The sequence below is a fragment of the Bacillus sp. MYb78 genome (genome assembly GCF_002975115.1).
GTDB lineage: Bacteria > Bacillota > Bacilli > Bacillales > Bacillaceae_G > Bacillus_A > Bacillus_A cereus.
This window is the reverse complement of sequence record NZ_PCOB01000011.1, coordinates 121,203-143,265: the sequence shown is the minus strand read 5'-3', so window position 1 is coordinate 143,265 and position 22,063 is coordinate 121,203. Positions and strand designations below refer to the sequence as shown.

Sequence of the window (22,063 nt, the reverse complement as noted above, 5' to 3'; positions counted from 1 at the left end):
AGTTGTATTAGGAAAGATAATTTAAATGAAAAATCGTGAAAAAACCATATGCATAAAATCCCCTTCAAAGGAAATACTTTACACTGTACAGCAACTCCCGATAGGAGGGAACACTTTGACGAGAAACAAAGTAGAAATTTGCGGTGTTGATACAGCTAAACTTCCAGTATTAAAAAATGAAGAGATGCGTAAATTATTTCGTGAAATGCAAAGTGGAGAGATAAGCGCAAGAGAAAAATTAGTGAATGGAAACTTACGTCTTGTACTGAGCGTCATCCAAAGATTTAATAACAGAGGAGAATATGTTGACGATTTATTCCAAGTTGGTTGCATCGGACTTATGAAATCAATTGATAATTTTGATTTAGGCCAAAATGTAAAATTTTCAACGTATGCTGTGCCGATGATTATTGGGGAAATACGCAGATATTTGCGTGATAATAATCCGATTCGCGTATCGCGCTCATTGCGAGATATTGCGTATAAAGCTTTGCAAGTAAGAGAGAAGTTAATTGCAGAAAATTCAAAAGAACCAACAGCAATGGATATTGCAAAAGTGCTAGAAGTAACTCATGAAGAGATAGTATTTGCTTTAGATGCAATTCAAGATCCAGTTTCATTATTTGAACCGATTTATAATGATGGAGGAGATCCTATCTTTGTTATGGATCAGTTAAGTGATGAAAAACAAAAGGACGAGCAGTGGGTTGAAGAACTAGCATTGAAAGAAGGAATGAAGCGTTTAAATGATCGAGAGAAAATGATTATTAGAAAACGTTTCTTCCAAGGAAAGACACAGATGGAAGTTGCAGAAGAAATTGGGATTTCCCAAGCTCAAGTATCACGTTTAGAGAAGTCAGCCATTAAACAAATGAATAAAACGATTCAAGGATAAGGTCTCACCAATTATGGTGAGACCTTTTTATATGTAATATGGTTTGTGCTCATAGTAGGGGATTAGTGTTCATATAATGAAACTAGCATGGTGTTTCGTATAGGTGGCTTCCTGTAAATATGAGAAACAGCTTCCAATTCGTCATATAAGGGAGAGGGTAAAAATGGTGATACGAATTTCAGAGTTACAGATGAAGGATGTTATAAATATTTCAGATGGAAAAAGGATTGGGAATATTGGAGATATTGAAATTGATATGAACACAGGGCAAGTTTGTTCTGTTATTATTTCCAAACAGACACGTATGCTGGGTATTTTTGGAAAAGATGTTGAGATTGTAATTCCTTGGAAGGAAGTTGTGAAAATTGGGGAGGATGTCATACTTGTAAGAGTAGATCCTGTTAATACTGTAACAGAATCAATACAAACACCGACAATTTCATAAAGAATATTACAAATTCCTCTTTTTTTTCTGTTAGGATTATGAAAAAATAAAAGTATGGTAAAATAGACAGGAAGTACCATGCTTTTTTCTGTTATTTTAATTAAAAGGAGCCGCTTTATTATGAGAGAACCATTTAAATATGTGGACGGTATACTGTATTTACAAGCGTGGAAAGAACTTGGAAACATTACTGCTGGATTTACGACAAAAGATGGTGGGATAAGTACGGGCTCCTTTCATGCGATGAATTTAGGATTACATGTGAATGATATCGTGGAGAACGTTCATGAAAACAGACGCATTTTAGCAAATAAGTTACAAAAACCATTAGAAAACTGGATTTGCTCTGAACAAGTTCATGATCATCATGTTGAAAAAGTAGGGCAACAGGAAAAAGGAAGTGGCGTTTATTCATATGAGGACGGCATTTCAAAAACAGATGGCATTTATACGAGTAATGAAGATGTTCTGTTAACGTCTTGTTACGCGGATTGTGTTCCGCTCTATTTTTATGCACCATCACATGGTATGATAGGACTTGCGCATGCTGGATGGAAAGGCACTGTACAAGAGATTGCAAAGGAAATGATTCAAAAGTGGAATGCAGAAGGTATTTCAAGTGATGAAATTCATGTTGCAATTGGACCGTCGATTGGATCTTGTTGTTATGTTGTGGATGATCGAGTATTAACAGCAGCACAGAAAGTAATTAACGGTGCTGTTCCTCATCAAAAAATTTCTGACGGGCAGTACGCAATTAATTTAAAAGAAATTAATCGTATATTATGTGTACAAGCAGGCATAAAAGAAGAGCATATTGTAATGTCATCTCTTTGTACAAGCTGTGAAGAGCAACTATTTTTCTCTCATCGTCGTGATCAAGGTAAGACAGGAAGAATGTTGAGTTTCATAGGTTTTAAGGAGGAAGGAAGCAAGTGACAGTACAAGAAAATTTAGTAATTGTAAACGAAGCTATTAAAGAATCTTGCGTTCGAGCTGGACGTTCGTTGCAAGATATTAAACTTGTTGCAGTGACAAAAACTGTAGGGATTGAAAAAACAAACGAAGTAATTGAAACTGGAATTATCGATTTAGGTGAAAATAGAAATGAAGGTTTCTTACAGAAATATGAGCATTTCGGTTCAAAAGTTAATTGGCACTTTATTGGCTCATTACAAACGAGAAAAGTAAAAGAAATCATTAATGAAATTGATTATTTACATTCGTTAGATCGTCTTTCCCTGGCGAAAGAAATTCAGAAACGTGCTGATAAGAAAGTGAAATGCTTTATTCAAGTGAAAACCTCATCTGAAGAATCGAAGCAAGGATTAGCAATAGAAGAGGTTGTTTCTTTTATTCAAAGTTTGCAAGAATTCGATAAAATTGAAGTGGTTGGACTAATGACGATGGCTCCATTTACAGAAGAAGAGGAAGAAATCAGACGCTGTTTTAAGGAATTACGTATGTTGCAAACAAAGGTGCAGGAGCTAGAGTTATTACATGCGCCATGTAAAGAATTATCAATGGGAATGTCCAACGATTACACGATTGCAATTGAAGAAGGGGCTACATATATTCGTTTGGGAACGATTTTAGTAGGAAAAGCGTAAAAGGAAGGAGAATCTTATTATGAGTTGGTCAAAAGTAAAATACTTCTTTTTTGATACACCGGAAGAAAAAGAAGCAGCTCAATATGGTTATGAAAAGGAGCAAACAGACATGAAAAAGCAGCAAGATCCACCAGAACAACAAGATGTTACGTTTCCAAAAGCGCAACCGAAGCAAAATGTTGTGAGTATTGAAACAGCAAAACAATCTTCAAAAGTTGTTTTATTAGAACCACGCACATATTCGGAAGCACAAGGGATTGCGGACCACTTAAAAGGTAGACGAGCTGTTGTAATTAATTTGCAGAGAATGTCTACTGATCAAGCGGTACGTATCGTTGACTTTTTAAGTGGTACTGTATACGCTATAGGCGGGGACATTCAAAAAATAGGACCGAAAACATTTATGTGTACACCTGAAAATGTTGATATTGTTGGTGCAATTTCAGAGTTATTCGGTGAAGAAGAAGAAACAAATATAAAGAGGTGGTAATACGCCATGACAACAGTTTTAATGGTGTTAAGTTCTGCTATCGAGATTTACTCGTGGGCACTAATTATTTACATTCTCCTATCATGGTTTCCTGGTGCAAAGGAATCATCTTTTGGAGAGTTCTTGGCGCGAATTTGTGAACCGTATTTAGAACCATTCCGCAGATTTATTCCGCCGCTTGGTATGATTGATATTTCTCCACTCGTTGCGATTTTTGCGTTAAAACTTGCTAAAAGTGGTTTGTTCAGTTTGTTCAGCTATTTCTTATAGTAAGAGGTTAAATACATGAGCATTTACGAACATTTTAGGCCTGATGAAGAGGTCTTTGTAGATAAAGTGCTGGAGTGGAAGCAAACAGCGGAGTACCATCAAGTGAAATTAACAGATTTCCTTGATCCAAGACAGCAACAAATTGTTTCTATGGTAATTGGACAAGGAGATGGCGCTGTGCAATTTGGTGGTGCAACGCCTAATGCAGAGCGTAAAAGAGCACTCATTTATCCAGACTATCTAGAATTAAATGAAGAAGAATTTCAAGTAGAAGTATTAGAAATTGACTATCCTTCCAAGTTTTATACGCTAGAACATAGGCAAATATTAGGTACATTTATGTCTCTTGGTTTAACGAGAGAAAAATGTGGTGATATTTTGCTGCAAGAAAATCGTGCCCAAATTGTAGTTGCGAAAGAAATCGTATCGTACATTGAGATGAACTTACAAGCAATAGGAAAAGTAAAAGTCTCCTTATCAGCAGTGCAAGGAGAACAAATTCTACAAATACATGAAACGTGGGGGGAGAAATCTGGAACGGTTTCTTCACTTCGTTTAGATGTTATGTTAGCTGAAATGTTACATTTATCTAGACAGAAAGTACAACCTTTCATAAAAAATGGTTTAGTAAAAGTCAATTGGAAAACAGTGGAGCAAACTTCTTATGAATGTTATCCAGGAGACGTTTTTTCTGTTAGAGGATATGGCCGAAGTAAATTATTTTCTGTAGAAGGTAGAACAAAACGCGACAAATGGAGAATTTTGTATGGTATACTAAAATGATTGGTTTTTTAGAAGGAAATCCTCCTATTTTGTCGAAGAAAAGATATAATTGAAAGAGGAAATTTAGATAACTACTTGGAGGTGGCGTTGTGCCGTTAACACCATTAGATATTCATAACAAAGAATTTGGTCGCGGATTCCGTGGCTATGATGAAGATCAAGTAAATGAGTTTCTTGATCAAATTATCAAAGATTATGAATTGGTCATTCGTGAGAAAAAAGCTTTAGAAGAAAAAGTTGCGCAGTTAGAAGGGAAGTTAGATCATTTCTCTAATATTGAAGATACGTTAAACAAATCTATCGTTGTTGCGCAAGAAGCAGCGGAAGAAGTAAAACGTAATGCGCAAAAAGAAGCGAAATTAATTGTGCGTGAAGCTGAAAAGAATGCTGATCGTATTATTAACGAAGCATTAGTAAAATCAAGAAAAGTTGCTTTTGATATTGAAGAGCTAAAGAAACAAGCGAAAGTATTCCGAACTCGTTTCCGTATGTTATTAGAAACACAGCTTGAAATGTTAAACAACGATGATTGGGATAAACTAATTGAGTTAGAAGACGAAGTAGATGAACTGTTGAAAAAAGAAGAAACAGTGTAAGCTTGACGTTTTTCTCATTATTACATATAATTTTAAACAACATATTTATTAAGAAAAACGAAGATAGGGATAAGTACCTTTTCAAACCTTATATAGCGAACTGAGGATGGTGTAAGCTCAGGATAAGGAGATAGTGGGAATATCACCCTGGAGTTCCGCGCTGAACAAATAGAGTAAGCGTAGGCGTGTATTCGCGTTAAGAATATAAAGAGGATTCTATACATATGTATATGATCTACTAGGGTGGTACCGCGGGAGACTTTCTCGTCCCTTTTTGGGATGAGAAAGTCTCTTTTTTATTCCGTTTTTTAAGTATTTCTTTTATACATGTAAGGAGGAATTGAGCATGGAGTACAAAAATACATTACTGATGCCGAAAACAGAGTTCCCAATGCGTGGGAACTTACCAAAACGTGAGCCTGCAATGCAAGAAAAATGGGCTGAAATGAATATTTACGAAAAAGTACAAGAACATACAAAAGGTCGTCCTTTATTTGTATTGCATGATGGACCTCCATATGCGAATGGTGACATTCATATGGGACATGCATTAAATAAAGTATTAAAAGACTTTATTGTTCGTTATAAATCAATGACTGGTTTTAGTGCGCCATATGTTCCAGGATGGGATACGCACGGTTTACCAATTGAACAAGCTTTAACAAATAAAGGCGTAAAACGTAAAGAAATGACAGTTGCTGAGTTCCGTAAGTTATGTGCAGAGTATGCATATGAACAAGTAGAACGTCAACGTGAACAATTTAAGCGTTTAGGTGTACGTGCAGATTGGGATAATCCATATATTACTTTAGAGCCAGCTTATGAAGCACAACAAATTAAAGTGTTTGGTGACATGGCGAAAAAAGGTTATATCTATAAAGGTCAAAAACCAGTTTACTGGTCTCCAACGAGTGAATCTGCTTTAGCAGAAGCTGAAATTGAATATCAAGATAAAAAATCAGCATCTATTTACGTAGCATTCCCTGTAAAAGATGGAAAGAATGTATTAGAAGGTGATGAAAAGTACATCATTTGGACAACAACACCTTGGACATTACCTGCAAACTTAGGTATTTCTGTTCACCCAGAGCTTGAATATAGTATTGTAAAAGTAAATGATGAGAAATATATCATTGCTTCTGAGCTGTTTGAGACAGTTGCAAAAACGTTAGAGTGGGAAAATGCTGAAGTTGTGAAAACAGTAAAAGGTAGCGAACTTGAGTACACAGTTGCAAAACATCCATTCTACGATCGTGATTCATTAGTTATGCTAGGAGATCACGTAACAACAGATGCAGGTACAGGTTGTGTTCATACAGCACCAGGACACGGGGAAGATGACTTCGTTGTTGGTAAAAAGTATGGATTAGAAGTACTTTGCCCAGTCGATGATAAAGGTGTATTAACAAATGAAGCACCTGGATTTGAAGGCTTATTCTATGATAAAGCTAACAAGCCAATTACAGAAAAATTAGAAGAAGTAGGCGCGTTACTGAAACTAACATTCATTACACATTCATACCCACATGATTGGAGAACGAAAAAACCAATTATTTTCCGTGCGACAGCACAGTGGTTTGCATCTATTGAAGCATTCCGTAAAGAATTAATAGAAGCTGTAGCGGAAACGAAATGGGTACCAGCATGGGGAGAAACTCGTCTTCATAATATGGTTCGTGACCGTGGTGACTGGTGTATTTCTCGTCAGCGTGCATGGGGTGTGCCAATTCCGGTATTCTATGCTGAGAATGGTGATCCAATTATTACGGATGAAACAATTAACCATGTAGCAGATTTATTCCGTGAACACGGTTCTAACGTATGGTTCGAGCGTGAAGCGAAAGATCTATTACCAGAAGGATTTACACATCCGGGTAGCCCAAATGGCGAATTCCGTAAAGAAACAGACATCATGGATGTATGGTTCGATTCAGGTTCTTCTCACCAAGCGGTATTAGAAGAGCGCGAAGATTTACAGCGTCCAGCTGATTTATATTTAGAAGGATCTGACCAGTATCGTGGTTGGTTTAACTCTTCATTATCAACAGCAGTTGCTGTAACAGGTAAAGCTCCATATAAAGGCGTATTAAGTCACGGTTTCGTATTAGATGGTGAAGGACGTAAAATGAGTAAGTCGATTGGAAACATCGTCGTACCGAAGAAAATTATGGATCAATTAGGCGGAGACATTTTACGCTTATGGGTATCTTCTGTTGACTATCAATCTGACGTACGTATTTCAGATGATATTTTAAAACAAGTAGCAGAAGTGTATCGTAAAATCCGTAACACATTCCGTTTCTTATTAGGAAACTTAGACGACTTTAAGCCAAGTGAAAATGCAGTAGCTGTAGCTGAACTTCGTGAAGTAGATCGTTACATGTTAGTGAAATTAAATGACTTAATTACAAAAGTTAAAGAAGCATATGAGACATACGACTTCGCTGCTGTGTATCATGCAATTCATAACTTCTGTACAATTGATTTAAGTTCATTCTACTTAGACTTTGCAAAAGACATTTTATACATTGAAGGTGCAAATCACGAAGATCGTCGTGCAATTCAAACTGTATTATATGATGTTCTTGTTGCGTTAACAAAACTTGTAACACCAATCTTACCGCATACAGCTGATGAAGTATGGCCATACATTCCAGGCGTAACAGAAGAAAGTGTACAATTAACTGATATGCCAGAAGCTGTACAATTAGATGACGCGGAAGCGTTAAAAACAAAATGGGATGCATTTATGACATTACGTGATGACGTGTTAAAAGCACTAGAAGTAGCTCGTAATGAAAAAGTAATCGGTAAGTCATTAAATGCAAGCATTACGCTATATCCAACTGCAGAAATGAAAGCTATGTTAGAGTCTATTAGCGAAGACTTAAAGCAATTATTCATCGTTTCTGAGTATAAACTTGGTGGTATGATGGATGAAGCGCCAGCAGATGCACCGAAGTATGAACATACAGCGGTTGTTGTTGCTCAAGCAACTGGTGAAACATGTGAACGTTGTTGGGTAGTTTCAGAAACAATTGGTAAAGATGCTGAACATGAAACATTATGTGAGCGTTGTGCAACAGTTGTTAAAGAAAACTATGTAAAATAATAAAAAACTGACTGCTATTCATGCAGTCAGTTTTTTTGTTGATGGCATATCAAAAAAACTTTTCAGACTCTTTCCTGTGAAGGAAAAATGTGTGTGAGGTAAGCAAATAAATTTCGGACACACTAACTGTACATTACAGCTAGGAGGAATGTACACGTGAATGAAATTTACATGGAAATAAAAGAAGAATTGCAATTGATGAGAAAAGAGTTGCAAGAGAGACTAGCTAAAGAAGTAATGCACAAATATGATGTCGAGTTCAGCCAAGAGCTTGGATATGAAATTAAGGAAGAGATAAAGAAAAAATTGCTATTACATGATATAAAAGAGGATTTAAAGGATGTAGAACGCGCATTATTTAAAATGGAAATAGACATGTACGGTATTTGTGAAGAGACGGGGAGATTAATTTCGACAAAGCAAATGAAGACAATGCCGACTGCTCGTACGATTCATGAATTCTTCTATGAAAAGGTAAATGTATGAATACGCACAACGATATTATATTACCTTTTTTTAATTTATTTTATTCTTCTATAAAGGTTCATTGTGAAAAGGTAGCAGCTATGCTAAAATTTTGAGGTACACTGTCTTTGTGGGGGAAATGAAAATGATATATTATGTAATAGCGTTATTTGTCATTGCTATCGATCAAATATCGAAGTGGTTAATTGTAAAGAACATGGAATTGGGTACGAGTATTCCGATTATCGACAATGTATTATACATAACATCACATCGAAATAGAGGCGCTGCTTGGGGTATTTTAGAAAATAAAATGTGGTTCTTCTACATTATTACAGTTGTTTTTGTAGTGTTTATCGTATTTTATATGAAAAAGTATGCGAAAACAGACAAGCTTCTAGGTATTTCGTTAGGTCTAATTTTGGGCGGGGCAATTGGTAACTTTATTGATCGTGTATTTAGACAAGAAGTAGTGGATTTCATTCACGTGTATATTTTCTCGTACAACTATCCAGTATTCAATATAGCTGATTCAGCATTATGTATTGGTGTTGTATTAATTATTATTCAAACATTATTAGAAGGCAAGAAAGCGAAGGAGTAATTGAATGAGTGAAGTAGTACAAGTAACAGTTGCAGCAGAGCAAAAAAACGAGCGAATTGATAAATTCGTTACAGGGATAAATAACGAATGGTCACGTTCACAAGTACAGCAATGGATTAAAGATGATGTTGTGACAGTGAACGGGAAAGCAGTAAAAGTGAATTATAAAGTAAAAGAAGAAGATGAAATTACAGTAACGATTCCTGAGCCAGAAGCGCTAGATATTCAACCAGAGGATTTAAATTTAGAAATTTATTATGAAGATGCAGATGTGCTTGTTGTAAATAAGCCACGTGGCATGGTTGTACATCCAGCACCAGGGCATACAAGTGGTACACTTGTAAACGGCCTTATGCACCATTGTACAGACTTATCAGGCATTAACGGTGTAATGCGTCCAGGTATCGTGCATCGTATTGATAAAGATACATCTGGACTATTAATGGTTGCTAAAAATGATATGGCACATGAATCGCTTGTAAATCAGCTTGTAGCCAAAACAGTAACGAGACGTTACAAAGCGATTGTACACGGTGTGATTCCGCATGATAAGGGAACTATCGATGCACCAATTGGTCGTGATAAGAAAGAGCGTCAAAGTATGACAGTTGATGAAAATGGTAAGAACGCTGTTACGCACTTCCAAGTGTTAGAACGTTTTAAAGACTTTACACTTGTAGAATGTCGCTTAGAAACGGGACGTACGCACCAAATTCGTGTTCATATGAAATATATTGGCTATCCACTTGCAGGAGATCCGAAGTATGGTCCGAAGAAAACATTAGATATGAATGGACAAGCACTTCATGCGGGTATTTTAGGCTTTGATCATCCTCGTACTGGTGAATATATTCAGTTTGAGGCACCGATTCCAGAAGTGTTTGAAGACGCATTAAATATTTTACGAAAATAGTATTGACAAATCATAAGAAAACTGAGATACTGACAACAGTTAAATAATGATCCTTTAACACAGCCCCGTGAGGTTGAGAAGGTAACGGTTTGAAATACTTAGGGTATGTTGTACCCTTTTTTCAAAAGTCCTCTCGCACACGCTGAGAGGACTTTTTTTATACCATTACTCTCACGCAAGAAAAAAAGCTTGGAGGTGTAGAGCATGCAAGAGAAAGCTGTCGTTTTAGATGACCAAATGATTCGCCGCGCTTTAACACGAATTAGTCATGAAATCGTGGAACGAAATAAAGGTGTCGATAATTGTGTTCTTGTCGGAATTAAAACTCGTGGAATTTTTATTGCACAACGTTTGGCAGAACGAATTGGTCAAATTGAAGGAAAAGAAATGGAAGTTGGAGAGTTAGACATTACGTTATATCGTGATGATTTAACACTACAATCCAAAAATAAAGAACCACTTGTAAAAGGTTCTGATATCCCTGTAGATATTACGAAGAAAAAAGTTATCCTCGTTGATGACGTATTATATACAGGAAGAACAGTTCGAGCAGCAATGGATGCTCTTATGGATTTAGGTAGACCATCTCAAATTCAATTGGCGGTTCTTGTTGATAGAGGTCATCGTGAATTACCAATTCGCGCTGATTATGTAGGAAAGAACATTCCAACATCAAGTGAAGAGCGTATCGAAGTTGATTTGCAAGAGACAGATCAACAAGATCGAGTAAGCATATACGATAAGTAAAGCCCTTTTAAATGTAGTCCTGTGAGGCTGCCAAAGGGTCTTGGCTTTCATATGTCAAATTTGGCATACGAAAGTATAGGACTCTTTGTGCACAGGCACAAAGAGTTTTTTTATTGCAAAGATTTAAACTGAAGGAGGATGTAACAATGGAACAAAAGCCAGTGTTAGACGTTAATGAAGTACCGAAACCGGGAAAATGGTTATTTTTAAGTATACAACATTTGTTCGCGATGTTTGGATCAACAGTGCTTGTTCCGTTTTTAACAGGATTGAATCCATCAGTAGCATTAATATCAAGTGGATTAGGAACGCTAGCGTTTCTTCTTATAACGAAAGGTCAAGTACCAGCATATTTAGGATCATCATTCGCCTTTATCGCACCGATTATAACAGCGAAAACGGCAGGTGGGCCGGGAGCAGCAATGCTTGGTGGTTTGCTAGCAGGGCTTGTGTACATCTTAATCTCACTCGGAATTAAGAAATCAGGATCAGAGTGGATTATGAAACTACTACCACCAATCGTAGTTGGTCCAGTAGTAATGGTAATCGGTCTAGCTTTAGCACATACAGCAGTTAACATGGCGATGAACGGTGCGGATGGCAAATACAGCTTTACACATTTTTCAGTAGCATTAGTAACATTAGCAATTACAATCATTTGCTCGATATTCGGAAGAGGATTTTTCAGTATCATACCAGTGTTACTTGGCATTATCGGCGGATATATCTTCGCTTACTTCCAAGGGCTAGTAGACTTAAAGCCGGTAGCTGAGGCAAAATGGTTTGTTGTACCAGATTTCACAGTACCATTTGTAACATACACACCAGAGTTTTCATGGAAGATTGTACTCTTGATGGTACCAGTTGCACTAGTAACAATATCAGAACATATCGGACATCAAATTGTACTTGGAAATGTTATTAAAAGAGATTTAATTGAAAAACCAGGTTTACACCGTTCGATCTTCGGTGACGGAGTAGCAACATTAATTGCATCACTAATCGGTGGGCCACCGAATACAACGTATGGTGAAAACATCGGTGTGCTAGCAATTACGAGAGCATACAGTGTATACTTATTCATCGGTTCAGCAGTATTCGCAATCATGTTCGGATTTATCGGTAAGATTTCTGCACTGATTCATTCGATCCCAACACCAGTTATGGGCGGGGTATCAATCTTACTATTCGGTGTAATCGCATCAAGCGGATTACGCATGATGGTAGATGATAAAACAGATTTAAGTGACAAACGAAACTTAATGATTGCATCAGTAATACTAGTAATCGGTATTGGTGGAGCGGTACTTCACGTAGGGGATTCATTCCAAGTCGAAGGAATGGCGCTTGCAGCAATTGTAGGTGTACTGTTAAATCTACTACTACCAGAATCAAAACAAGAAAAACATACAAAACAATCTAAGCAGATTGCTTCATAAAAATAACCTTTTAATTCAGTCCTGTGAGACGGAAAAGGGTGGCTTCTTCCTTGCACCCTAGTCTTACACGACTAGGGTATTTTTATGCTAAGGTTGTTATAAAAATACAAAAGTGGTAACATAAAAATCAGAAAGATGAGGGATGACGATGAGCCATTTGTTAACGATGAGTGAATTATCGGAAGTAGAAATTTCAGAAATCCTAAAAGACGCAGAAGATTTTGCGAATGGAAAAGAGAGCAAAACGACAGAGCAAACTTTTGTTGCAAACTTGTTCTTTGAGAATAGTACGAGAACGAGATTTAGCTTTGAAGTTGCTGAGAAGAGATTAGGACTAGATGTTTTAAACTTTTCAGCTGATGCATCTAGCGTACAAAAAGGAGAAACTTTATACGATACGATAAGAACACTAGAATCAATCGGAACAAAAGCAGTGGTCATCCGCCATGAGCAAGATCGCTACTTCGATGAACTAAAAGATCAGGTGAATATCCCGATCTTAAACGCTGGAGATGGATGTGGAAACCACCCAACGCAGTGCCTACTCGACCTTCTTACAATTAAACAAGAGTTTGGAAGATTTGAAGGTTTGAAGATTGCAATAGTAGGAGATGTTCGTCATAGCCGAGTAGCACGTTCTAATGCAGAAGCATTAACGAAGCTTGGTGCAACAATTTACTTTGCAAGTCCAGAAGAGTGGAAAGGTGAAGACAACACATTTGGAACATACAAACCATTAGATGAACTTGTTCCAGAAGTGGATGTAATGATGTTACTCCGTGTACAACATGAGCGTCATGATCATTATGAAACAGACATTATGAAAGAATATCATGAGAAACACGGATTAACAGTAGAAAGAGAAAAGCGTATGAAAGAAGGAAGCATTATTATGCATCCAGCTCCCGTAAACCGTGATGTTGAAATTGCAAGTGAACTTGTTGAGTGTGAGCGTTCACGCATATTTAAACAAATGGAAAATGGAGTTTACGTAAGAATGGCTGTACTAAAACGCGCCTTACCAAATGTATTAGGAGGAATGAAACATGAATTACTTGTTTAAAAATGGTCGTTATATGAATGAAGAAGGAAAAATTGTAGCAACAGATCTTCTCGTACAAGACGGTAAAATCGCTAAGGTAGCAGAAAATATTACGGCAGATAATGCTGAAGTAATCGATGTGAACGGAAAGTTAATCGCACCTGGATTAGTAGATGTACACGTACATCTTCGTGAACCAGGTGGTGAACATAAAGAAACAATTGAAACAGGTACACTAGCAGCGGCAAAAGGTGGATTCACTACAATTTGTGCAATGCCAAATACACGTCCAGTACCAGATTGCAGAGAACATATGGAAGACTTGCAAAATCGTATTAAAGAAAAAGCACATGTCAACGTACTACCATACGGAGCAATTACAGTACGTCAAGCTGGTTCTGAAATGACAGATTTCGAAACATTAAAAGAACTTGGAGCATTTGCTTTCACAGATGACGGCGTAGGCGTACAAGATGCGAGCATGATGTTAGCGGCTATGAAACGTGCAGCAAAATTAGATATGGCAGTAGTTGCGCACTGTGAAGAGAATACGCTTATTAATAAAGGTTGTGTACATGAAGGGAAGTTTTCTGAGAAACACGGATTAAACGGTATCCCATCAGTATGTGAATCTGTACATATTGCAAGGGATATATTGCTTGCGGAAGCAGCAGATTGTCACTATCACGTATGTCACGTAAGTACGAAAGGTTCAGTACGTGTAATCCGTGATGCGAAACGCGCTGGAATTAAAGTAACAGCAGAAGTAACACCACATCACCTAGTGTTATGTGAAGATGATATCCCATCAGCTGATCCTAATTTTAAAATGAACCCACCGCTTCGTGGAAAAGAAGACCATGCAGCATTAATTGAAGGTTTATTAGATGGAACGATCGATATGATCGCAACTGACCATGCACCGCATACAGCGGAAGAGAAAGCACAAGGAATTGAAAGAGCACCATTCGGAATTACTGGTTTTGAAACAGCATTCCCGCTTCTATACACAAACCTTGTGAAAAAAGGAGTTATTACGCTAGAACAATTAATTCAATATTTAACAGAAAAGCCAGCTGATACATTCGGCTTAGAAGCAGGTCGCCTGAAAGAAGGTAGAACAGCTGATATTACAATCATTGATTTAGAACAAGAAGAAGAGATTGATCCAACAACATTCTTATCAAAAGGAAAAAATACACCATTCGCAGGTTGGAAATGCCAAGGATGGCCGGTAATGACAATCGTTGGTGGTAAGATCGCATGGCAAAAGGAGAGTGCATTAGTATGAAAAGACAACTTATCTTAGAAGATGGAACAGTATTAATTGGAAAAGGTTTCGGAGGAGAAATCGAAAAGTCAGGTGAGGTTGTATTTACAACAGGAATGACTGGATATCAAGAAACATTATCTGATCCATCATATTGCGGTCAAATCGTAACATTCACGTACCCATTAATCGGAAACTACGGCATTAACCGTGACGATTTCGAATCGATTCACCCATCTGTAAATGGTTTAATCGTAAACGAAATTTGTGATCATCCATCAAACTTCCGTAATGAAATTTCGTTAAATGATTACTTAAAAGAAAGAAACATCCCGGGATTAGCAGGAATTGATACGAGAAAATTAACGAGAAAAATTCGTCAATACGGTACATTACGCGGACGCCTTTGTAACATGGATGCAGATGTAGAATACATCGTGAGCCAATTAAAAGCGACAGTATTTACAGATCACGTGAAACGCGTATCAACGAAAGATCCATACCCAAGTCCAGGACGCGGACACCGAGTTGTACTTGTAGACTTCGGAATGAAACATGGTATTTTACGAGAATTAAATAAGCGTGACTGTGATGTAATTGTAGTTCCTTACAACACAACAGCAGAAGAAATTTTACGCCTTAGCCCAGATGGAATTATGTTAAGTAACGGACCTGGGGATCCAAAAGATGTACCAGAAGCAATTGAAATGTTAAAAGACATTATCGGTAAAGTTCCTTTATTCGGAATTTGCCTAGGACATCAATTGTTCGCTCTAGCATCTGGTGCAAATACAAGTAAGTTGAAATTCGGTCACCGTGGTTTAAACCATCCAGTAAAAAATCTTGCAACTGGAAAAGTAGCAATTACATCTCAAAACCATGGTTACGCAGTAGAAGAAGAATCAGTTGAAAATACAGAGCTTGAAATTACACATGTTGCTTTAAATGATGGAACAGTAGAAGGTCTTCGTCATAAGAAGTTCCCAGCATTTACAGTACAATACCATCCAGAAGCTTCAGCAGGACCTGAAGATGCAAATGATTTATTCGAAGATTTCTTAGCAATGATTGAAAACTTCAAGAAAGAAGGGGAAGAGTTATGCCAAAACGCCTAGACATTAACACAATTTTAGTAATCGGATCAGGACCAATTGTAATTGGGCAAGCAGCGGAGTTTGACTACTCTGGTACACAAGCTTGTCAATCTCTAAGAGAAGAAGGTTACAAAGTAATCCTTGTTAACTCTAACCCAGCAACAATTATGACAGATACTGCAACAGCAGATAAAGTATATATCGAACCATTAACATTAGAATTCGTAAGCCGTATTATTCGTAAAGAACGTCCAGATGCAATCTTACCAACATTAGGTGGTCAAACAGGGTTAAATATGGCTGTTGAACTTGCGAAATCAGGCATACTTGAAGAATGCGGAGTTGAAATTTTAGGAACGAAATTATCAGCTATCGAGCAAGCGGAGGATCGCGATTTATTCCGTACATTAATGCAGGATTTAAATGAACCAATTCCATCTAGTACGATCATTCATACGCTGGAAGAAGCACATGAATTTGTAAAAGAAATTGGTTATCCAGTTATTGTTCGCCCAGCATTTACAATGGGAGGAACAGGTGGCGGAATTTGTAGTAATGAAGAAGAACTAATTGAAATCGTATCCGGTGGATTAAAACATAGTCCAGTAACACAATGTTTATTAGAAAAGAGCATTGCTGGTTGTAAGGAAATTGAATATGAAGTAATGCGTGATTCGAATGATAACGCGATTGTAGTATGTAACATGGAAAACATCGATCCAGTTGGGGTTCACACAGGTGATTCTATCGTAGTAGCACCAAGCCAAACATTAAGCGACCGTGAATATCAAATGTTACGAAACACTTCATTACGAATTATTCGTGCATTAGGAATTGAAGGTGGATGTAACGTTCAGCTTGCACTAGATCCACATAGCTTCCAATACTATGTAATCGAAGTAAACCCACGTGTAAGTCGTTCATCTGCACTAGCATCTAAAGCGACTGGATATCCAATTGCAAAATTAGCAGCGAAAATTGCAGTCGGCTTAACATTAGATGAAATCATAAACCCAGTAACACAAAAAACTTACGCTTGCTTCGAGCCAGCATTAGACTATGTTGTTTCAAAAATTCCACGCTGGCCATTTGATAAGTTTGAATCAGCAAACAGAACACTTGGTACACAAATGAAGGCAACTGGTGAAGTTATGTCAATCGGACGTAACTTAGAGCAATCATTATTAAAAGCGGTTCGTTCTTTAGAGCTTGGCATTTATCACTTAGAATTAGACCACTTAAAAGAACTTGATAAAGAAACAATGAAAAAACGCATTATTAAAGCAGACGATGAGCGACTGTTTATTGTAGCAGAAGCAATTCGTCAAGGTGTAACGAAAGAAGAAATCAACGAATGGTGTGAAATGGACTTCTTCTTCTTACAAAAAATTGAAAACATCGTAAATATGGAACGCGAAGTAAAAGCGAATGTAGGAAATATGGAAGTACTACAAGCTGCGAAAGAAATGGGCTTCAGTGATCACTACATTGCAGCTGCTTGGAACAAAACGGAGCGTGAAATTTACGATATGCGTAAAGAAAGCAATATAACTCCTGTTTATAAAATGGTAGATACTTGTGCGGCAGAGTTTGAATCTGCAACACCATACTACTACAGCACATATGGTGATGAGAATGAATCGGTGATAACAGATCGTAAGAGTGTTGTTGTACTAGGGTCTGGTCCAATCCGTATCGGTCAAGGGGTTGAGTTTGACTATGCAACAGTTCACTCTGTATGGGCAATTAAAGAAGCTGGATATGAGGCAATCATTGTTAATAACAATCCAGAAACAGTTTCAACAGACTTCAGTATTTCTGACAAATTATACTTTGAACCATTAACAATCGAAGATGTAATGCACATCATTGATTTAGAAAAACCAGAAGGCGTTATTGTTCAGTTCGGTGGACAAACGGCAATTAACTTAGCGGCGAAATTAGAGGCTCACGGTGTGAAAATCTTAGGAACATCACTTGAAGACTTAGACCGTGCAGAAGATCGTGATAAATTTGAAGCTGCTTTAACAAAACTTGGTATCCCGCAACCAGTTGGTAAAACAGCAACGACTGTAGAACAAGCGGTAGCAATCGCAGAAGAAATTGGTTATCCAGTATTAGTAAGACCATCTTACGTACTAGGTGGACGTGCGATGGAAATCGTATATCGTCAAGAAGAACTGCTGCACTACATGAAAAATGCAGTTAAAGTTCATGCAGATCACCCAGTATTAATCGACCGTTACATGGTTGGTAAAGAAATTGAAGTAGATGCAATTTCAGATGGTGAGAATGTATTCATTCCAGGTATTATGGAACATATTGAACGCGCTGGAGTTCACTCTGGTGACTCAATTGGAGTATATCCACCACAAAGTTTATCTGAAAAACTAAAAGAACAAATCATTGAACATACAATTGCACTTGGAAAAGGATTAAACATTGTTGGATTACTAAATATCCAGTTTGTAGTATTCAAAGATCAAGTGTACGTAATTGAAGTAAACCCACGTGCAAGCCGTACAGTACCGTTCTTAAGTAAAATTACAGGCGTACCGATGGCGAATGTTGCAACGAAAGTTATTTTAGGGCAAGACCTAGTAGAGCAAGGATACGGAACGGGCTATCACCCAGAAGAGAAAGAAGTATATGTAAAAGCTCCGGTATTCTCATTCGCGAAACTACGTTCAGTTGATACAACATTAGGACCTGAAATGAAATCAACAGGGGAAGTAATGGGTAAAGACTTAACGCTTGAAAAAGCATTATATAAAGGATTAGTTGCTTCAGGAATTAACATCCCAACGCACGGATCAGTAATCATTACTGTAGCGGATAAAGATAAAGAAGAGGCGATGGAAATTGCAAAACGTTTCCACGAAATCGGCTATAACTTATTAGCAACAGCTGGAACAGCACAATCATTAGAAGAGCAAAATATCCCAGTACAAGTTGTAAACAAAATTGATTCTGAAGACTACAACTTACTAGATATTATCCGTCAAGGAAAAGCACAGTTTGTAATTAACACATTAACAAAGGGTAAACAACCAGCGCGTGATGGTTTCCGCATTCGCCGTGAATCAGTAGAAAATGGTGTGGCTTGCTTAACATCACTTGATACAACAAGAGCAATCTTACGAGTATTAGAATCTATGACATTCTCAGCTCATTCAATGAAAGAAATTACGCAAACAAAGCGTCACGAGGTGGTACATGCATGATGCAAAAGCAAAATATGATCGTCGTTAATCAAAAAGAAATCGCAAAAAACATTTACGAGTTAGTGCTTCAAGGAACTTTAGTACAGCAAATGAACGAACCAGGGCAGTTTGTACACATTAAGGTAGCAGAGGGCATTGCGCCCCTTCTGCGCCGCCCGATTAGTATTTGTAATGTAGATCAAGAGAAGAACGAATTTACAATGCTATATCGTGCGGAAGGACAAGGGACAAAAACATTAGCAACTAGAAAACAAGGTGAAATGGTAGACGTACTAGGACCACTAGGACACGGTTTTCCTGTAGAAGAAGCAGAAGCTGGTCAAACAGCTTTACTAGTAGGCGGGGGGATTGGTGTACCACCACTTTATGAACTATCACAGCGCCTCGTTGCAAAAGGTGTACGTGTAATTCACATCTTAGGTTTTCAAACGAAAGATGTAGTTTTCTATGAAGAAAAATTTGCAGAACTTGGTGATACGTACGTTGCGACAGTAGATGGTACACACGGTACAAAAGGATTTGTCACAGATGTAATTGATAATTACGGAATTGACTTTGATATTCTTTATTCATGTGGTCCGTTAGCGATGCTTCGTGCATTAGAAGGACGTTACAAAGAGAAAAAAGCCTATATTTCATTAGAAGAACGTATGGGCTGCGGTATTGGAGCTTGTTTCGCATGTGTATGCCACTTACAAGAAGATCCAAGTGGACATTCTTACAAGAAGGTGTGTAGCGACGGACCAGTATTTCCAATCGGGGAGGTTGTACTATGAACAGATTGCAAGTTGAATTACCAGGATTATCATTAAAAAATCCAATTATACCGGCATCTGGATGCTTTGGATTTGGTCGTGAATATGCACAGTTTTACGATTTAAGTGTACTAGGATCAATCATGATTAAAGCGACGACAGAACAACCACGCTATGGAAATCCAACACCTCGTGTTGCTGAAACACCGGGCGGCATGTTAAATGCGATCGGACTTCAAAACCCAGGGTTAGAAAAAGTAATGAATTCTGAATTACCATGGTTAGAACAATTTGACCTTCCAATCATTGCGAACGTTGCAGGCTCACAAGCTGAGGATTACGTAGCGGTTGCAAAGGAAATTTCTAAAGCGCCTAATGTCCATGCACTAGAATTAAATATTTCTTGTCCGAACGTAAAAACAGGTGGTATCGCCTTTGGTACAAATCCTGAAATTGCTGCTGATTTAACGAAGCGAGTAAAAGAGGTTTCTGAAGTACCTGTATACGTGAAGTTGTCACCGAACGTGGCAAACATAGTGGAAATTGCAAAAGCGATTGAAAATGCAGGTGCAGATGGTTTAACGATGATTAATACATTGCTTGGTATGCGTTTAGATTTAAAAACAGCTAAACCAATTTTAGCAAACCGTACAGGCGGATTATCAGGTCCTGCGATTAAGCCAGTAGCAATTCGTATGGTACATGAAGTAAGCCAAGCGGTTAACATTCCAATTATCGGAATGGGTGGTATTGAAACAGCGGAAGATGTAATTGAATTCTTCTACGCTGGCGCAAGCGCAGTTGCAGTAGGTACAGCGAACTTTATCGATCCGTTCGTATGTCCGACAATTATTGAAGAGTTACCAGCATTACTAGATGAATTAGGATTTGATCACATTTCGGAATGTCAAGGAAGGAGCTGGAAGCAAACATGTCACAGTCGTTAATCGTTGCACTAGATTTTCCAGGGAAACAAGATGTAGAACAATTCTTGCGCCACTTTGAAGGGGAAGAGTTATTTGTCAAAGTTGGTATGGAGTTATTTTACAAAGAAGGCCCTGCAATTATTACGTACTTAAAAGAAAAAGGACATAAGATTTTTCTAGATTTAAAACTTCATGATATTCCGAATACAGTAAAAAGCGCTATGCGTAGCCTAGCTAGTCTAGATGTTGATATGGTAAATGTTCATGCTGCTGGGGGAAGCAGCATGATGAAAGCTGCGATTGAGGGATTAGAGGAAGGTAAGCAAGAAGGAAAAGAGAGACCGATTTGCATTGCAGTTACACAACTAACAAGCACTTCGGAAGCTATGATGAAAAAAGAGATCGGCATTGAGAAGACGTTAGAAGAAGCGGTTGCTCATTATGCAAAACTAACGAAAGAAAGTGGACTTGATGGCGTTGTTTGCTCAACGCTTGAAGTTCCAAAATTACGTGAAGTATGCGGAAATGAATTTGTAACAGTAACACCGGGGATTCGTCTTGCAAGCGATGATGTAAATGACCAGGTGCGCGTAGCAACACCGAAACGTGCGAGGGAACTTGGCTCAAGCTACATCGTAGTTGGACGTAGTATTACAAAAGCAGAAAATCCGCTTGAAGCGTATAAAACAGTAAAACAACAGTGGGAAGGTGTAACAGTATGAAAAAAGAAATCGCATCGCATTTATTAGAAATTGGAGCAGTATTTTTACAACCGAATGATCCATTCACATGGTCTTCAGGTATGAAATCACCAATTTATTGTGATAACCGTTTAACTTTATCTTATCCAAAAGTACGTCAAGCGATTGCAGCTGGATTAGAAGAGTTAATTAAAGAGCACTTCCCAACTGTAGAAGTTATTGCAGGAACAGCAACTGCTGGTATTGCGCACGCTGCATGGGTAAGCGATCGTATGGATTTACCAATGTGCTACGTACGTAGTAAAGCAAAAGGCCACGGTAAAGGGAATCAAATTGAAGGAAAAGCTGAAAAAGGTCAAAAAGTTGTAGTAGTAGAAGACTTAATTTCAACTGGCGGAAGTGCAATTACATGTGTAGAAGCACTTCGCGAAGCTGGCTGTGAAGTATTAGGAATCGTATCAATCTTCACATACGAGCTAGAAGCAGGAAAAGAAAAGCTAGAAGCAGCTAACGTAGCATCATATTCTTTAAGTGATTACAGTGCATTAACTGAAGTTGCAGCAGAAAAAGGTATGATCGGACAAGCTGAAACGAAAAAATTACAAGAGTGGCGTAAAAATCCAGCTAACGAAGCTTGGATCACAGCGTAACATGAAAAAAACGACCGCGGGGGAACGCGGTC

The 22,063-nt window shown here is 37.8% G+C and carries 22 protein-coding genes and 1 other annotated feature; all 22 genes read left to right on the top strand.

From position 1 onward, the window contains the following. Nucleotides 1–115 precede the first annotated feature (115 nt). The 22 genes from sigG (at nucleotide 116) to pyrE (ending at nucleotide 22,031) form a co-directional block, all read left to right on the top strand. Nucleotides 116–895, top strand: a complete 780-nt coding sequence (gene sigG, locus CQ064_RS20520) for an RNA polymerase sporulation sigma factor SigG (protein WP_000197755.1) — start codon at nucleotides 116–118, stop codon at nucleotides 893–895. Between the two features lie 163 nt (nucleotides 896–1,058). Continuing rightward, on the top strand, nucleotides 1,059–1,340 hold the full coding sequence (locus CQ064_RS20515; RefSeq protein ID WP_000236751.1) for a YlmC/YmxH family sporulation protein: 282 nt from the start codon (nucleotides 1,059–1,061) through the stop codon (nucleotides 1,338–1,340). A gap of 120 nt (nucleotides 1,341–1,460) precedes the next feature. After that, entirely contained in the window at nucleotides 1,461–2,279 is an 819-nt protein-coding gene (pgeF, locus tag CQ064_RS20510) for a peptidoglycan editing factor PgeF (protein ID WP_001209012.1), read from the top strand. Then, entirely contained in the window at nucleotides 2,276–2,950 is a 675-nt protein-coding gene (locus CQ064_RS20505) for a YggS family pyridoxal phosphate-dependent enzyme (RefSeq protein ID WP_000218011.1), read from the top strand. Before pgeF ends, CQ064_RS20505 begins: the two co-directional genes overlap by 4 nt. Before the next feature lie 19 nt (nucleotides 2,951–2,969). After that, entirely contained in the window at nucleotides 2,970–3,440 is a 471-nt protein-coding gene (locus tag CQ064_RS20500; protein ID WP_000119129.1) for a cell division protein SepF, read from the top strand. Nucleotides 3,441–3,446: 6 nt separating this feature from the next. After that, entirely contained in the window at nucleotides 3,447–3,710 is a 264-nt protein-coding gene (locus CQ064_RS20495) for a YggT family protein (protein WP_000214324.1), read from the top strand. A 15-nt stretch (nucleotides 3,711–3,725) separates the two neighbouring features. Continuing rightward, complete coding sequence (locus CQ064_RS20490) at nucleotides 3,726–4,493, top strand: YlmH family RNA-binding protein (RefSeq protein ID WP_000029702.1); 768 nt, start codon at nucleotides 3,726–3,728, stop codon at nucleotides 4,491–4,493. Nucleotides 4,494–4,582: 89 nt separating this feature from the next. Then, on the top strand, nucleotides 4,583–5,089 hold the full coding sequence (gene divIVA, locus CQ064_RS20485; protein ID WP_001131611.1) for a septum site-determining protein DivIVA: 507 nt from the start codon (nucleotides 4,583–4,585) through the stop codon (nucleotides 5,087–5,089). 51 nt (nucleotides 5,090–5,140) lie between these two features. Further along, nucleotides 5,141–5,364, top strand: a binding site (T-box leader). A gap of 71 nt (nucleotides 5,365–5,435) precedes the next feature. Next, nucleotides 5,436–8,201: an isoleucine--tRNA ligase gene (gene ileS2 / locus CQ064_RS20480; RefSeq protein WP_000455951.1), complete on the top strand. Its 2,766-nt coding sequence runs from the start codon at nucleotides 5,436–5,438 to the stop codon at nucleotides 8,199–8,201. A gap of 156 nt (nucleotides 8,202–8,357) precedes the next feature. Further along, nucleotides 8,358–8,687 carry a TraR/DksA C4-type zinc finger protein gene (locus CQ064_RS20475; RefSeq protein WP_001002956.1) on the top strand — a complete coding sequence of 110 codons (330 nt, stop codon included), beginning with the start codon at nucleotides 8,358–8,360 and terminating at the stop codon, nucleotides 8,685–8,687. Nucleotides 8,688–8,811: 124 nt separating this feature from the next. After that, entirely contained in the window at nucleotides 8,812–9,270 is a 459-nt protein-coding gene (lspA, locus tag CQ064_RS20470; RefSeq protein ID WP_000642180.1) for a lipoprotein signal peptidase LspA, read from the top strand. Between the two features lie 4 nt (nucleotides 9,271–9,274). Then, nucleotides 9,275–10,183 (top strand): RluA family pseudouridine synthase, encoded by a 909-nt coding sequence (locus CQ064_RS20465; protein WP_000005832.1) that lies wholly within the window; start codon nucleotides 9,275–9,277, stop codon nucleotides 10,181–10,183. Nucleotides 10,184–10,387: 204 nt separating this feature from the next. Continuing rightward, a complete protein-coding gene (pyrR, locus tag CQ064_RS20460; RefSeq protein WP_001156491.1) occupies nucleotides 10,388–10,930 on the top strand; it encodes a bifunctional pyrimidine operon transcriptional regulator/uracil phosphoribosyltransferase in 543 nt (180 codons plus the stop codon). A gap of 146 nt (nucleotides 10,931–11,076) precedes the next feature. Further along, complete coding sequence (gene uraA / locus CQ064_RS20455; RefSeq protein WP_000435927.1) at nucleotides 11,077–12,369, top strand: uracil permease; 1,293 nt, start codon at nucleotides 11,077–11,079, stop codon at nucleotides 12,367–12,369. Nucleotides 12,370–12,517: 148 nt separating this feature from the next. Then, on the top strand, nucleotides 12,518–13,432 hold the full coding sequence (gene pyrB / locus CQ064_RS20450) for an aspartate carbamoyltransferase (protein WP_000018860.1): 915 nt from the start codon (nucleotides 12,518–12,520) through the stop codon (nucleotides 13,430–13,432). Continuing rightward, entirely contained in the window at nucleotides 13,416–14,702 is a 1,287-nt protein-coding gene (gene pyrC / locus CQ064_RS20445) for a dihydroorotase (protein WP_001108371.1), read from the top strand. The genes pyrB and pyrC overlap by 17 nt, the downstream gene beginning before the upstream one ends. After that, a complete protein-coding gene (locus CQ064_RS20440) occupies nucleotides 14,699–15,796 on the top strand; it encodes a carbamoyl phosphate synthase small subunit (RefSeq protein WP_000828670.1) in 1,098 nt (365 codons plus the stop codon). Before pyrC ends, CQ064_RS20440 begins: the two co-directional genes overlap by 4 nt. Beyond that, entirely contained in the window at nucleotides 15,781–18,999 is a 3,219-nt protein-coding gene (gene carB, locus CQ064_RS20435; protein WP_001126128.1) for a carbamoyl-phosphate synthase large subunit, read from the top strand. The genes CQ064_RS20440 and carB overlap by 16 nt, the downstream gene beginning before the upstream one ends. Then, nucleotides 18,996–19,775 carry a dihydroorotate oxidase B electron transfer subunit gene (gene pyrK / locus CQ064_RS20430; RefSeq protein ID WP_000983359.1) on the top strand — a complete coding sequence of 260 codons (780 nt, stop codon included), beginning with the start codon at nucleotides 18,996–18,998 and terminating at the stop codon, nucleotides 19,773–19,775. Before carB ends, pyrK begins: the two co-directional genes overlap by 4 nt. Beyond that, the gene (gene pyrD / locus CQ064_RS20425) at nucleotides 19,772–20,701 is read left to right on the top strand and encodes a dihydroorotate oxidase B catalytic subunit (RefSeq protein WP_001081057.1); all 930 of its coding nucleotides are present in this window, start codon (nucleotides 19,772–19,774) and stop codon (nucleotides 20,699–20,701) included. Before pyrK ends, pyrD begins: the two co-directional genes overlap by 4 nt. Continuing rightward, a complete protein-coding gene (pyrF, locus tag CQ064_RS20420) occupies nucleotides 20,686–21,402 on the top strand; it encodes an orotidine-5'-phosphate decarboxylase (protein WP_000083496.1) in 717 nt (238 codons plus the stop codon). Before pyrD ends, pyrF begins: the two co-directional genes overlap by 16 nt. Further along, nucleotides 21,399–22,031 (top strand): orotate phosphoribosyltransferase, encoded by a 633-nt coding sequence (gene pyrE / locus CQ064_RS20415; RefSeq protein WP_000711449.1) that lies wholly within the window; start codon nucleotides 21,399–21,401, stop codon nucleotides 22,029–22,031. The genes pyrF and pyrE overlap by 4 nt, the downstream gene beginning before the upstream one ends. The last annotated feature ends 32 nt before the right edge of the window (nucleotides 22,032–22,063 follow it).

What these genes read in the sequence shown, in the direction of transcription:
- pyrB (WP_000018860.1), top strand. Translation starts at nt 12,518, where the DNA reads ATGAGCCATTTGTTAACGATGAGTGAATTATCGGAAGTAGAAATTTCA.
- pgeF (WP_001209012.1), top strand. Translation starts at nt 1,461, where the DNA reads ATGAGAGAACCATTTAAATATGTGGACGGTATACTGTATTTACAAGCG.
- pyrD (WP_001081057.1), top strand. Translation starts at nt 19,772, where the DNA reads ATGAACAGATTGCAAGTTGAATTACCAGGATTATCATTAAAAAATCCA.
- pyrF (WP_000083496.1), top strand. Translation starts at nt 20,686, where the DNA reads ATGTCACAGTCGTTAATCGTTGCACTAGATTTTCCAGGGAAACAAGAT.
- uraA (WP_000435927.1), top strand. Translation starts at nt 11,077, where the DNA reads ATGGAACAAAAGCCAGTGTTAGACGTTAATGAAGTACCGAAACCGGGA.
- CQ064_RS20465 (WP_000005832.1), top strand. Translation starts at nt 9,275, where the DNA reads ATGAGTGAAGTAGTACAAGTAACAGTTGCAGCAGAGCAAAAAAACGAG.
- pyrK (WP_000983359.1), top strand. Translation starts at nt 18,996, where the DNA reads ATGATGCAAAAGCAAAATATGATCGTCGTTAATCAAAAAGAAATCGCA.
- pyrC (WP_001108371.1), top strand. Translation starts at nt 13,416, where the DNA reads ATGAATTACTTGTTTAAAAATGGTCGTTATATGAATGAAGAAGGAAAA.
- carB (WP_001126128.1), top strand. Translation starts at nt 15,781, where the DNA reads ATGCCAAAACGCCTAGACATTAACACAATTTTAGTAATCGGATCAGGA.
- pyrR (WP_001156491.1), top strand. Translation starts at nt 10,388, where the DNA reads ATGCAAGAGAAAGCTGTCGTTTTAGATGACCAAATGATTCGCCGCGCT.
- CQ064_RS20515 (WP_000236751.1), top strand. Translation starts at nt 1,059, where the DNA reads ATGGTGATACGAATTTCAGAGTTACAGATGAAGGATGTTATAAATATT.
- CQ064_RS20495 (WP_000214324.1), top strand. Translation starts at nt 3,447, where the DNA reads ATGACAACAGTTTTAATGGTGTTAAGTTCTGCTATCGAGATTTACTCG.
- ileS2 (WP_000455951.1), top strand. Translation starts at nt 5,436, where the DNA reads ATGGAGTACAAAAATACATTACTGATGCCGAAAACAGAGTTCCCAATG.
- pyrE (WP_000711449.1), top strand. Translation starts at nt 21,399, where the DNA reads ATGAAAAAAGAAATCGCATCGCATTTATTAGAAATTGGAGCAGTATTT.
- CQ064_RS20500 (WP_000119129.1), top strand. Translation starts at nt 2,970, where the DNA reads ATGAGTTGGTCAAAAGTAAAATACTTCTTTTTTGATACACCGGAAGAA.
- CQ064_RS20490 (WP_000029702.1), top strand. Translation starts at nt 3,726, where the DNA reads ATGAGCATTTACGAACATTTTAGGCCTGATGAAGAGGTCTTTGTAGAT.
- CQ064_RS20440 (WP_000828670.1), top strand. Translation starts at nt 14,699, where the DNA reads ATGAAAAGACAACTTATCTTAGAAGATGGAACAGTATTAATTGGAAAA.
- lspA (WP_000642180.1), top strand. Translation starts at nt 8,812, where the DNA reads ATGATATATTATGTAATAGCGTTATTTGTCATTGCTATCGATCAAATA.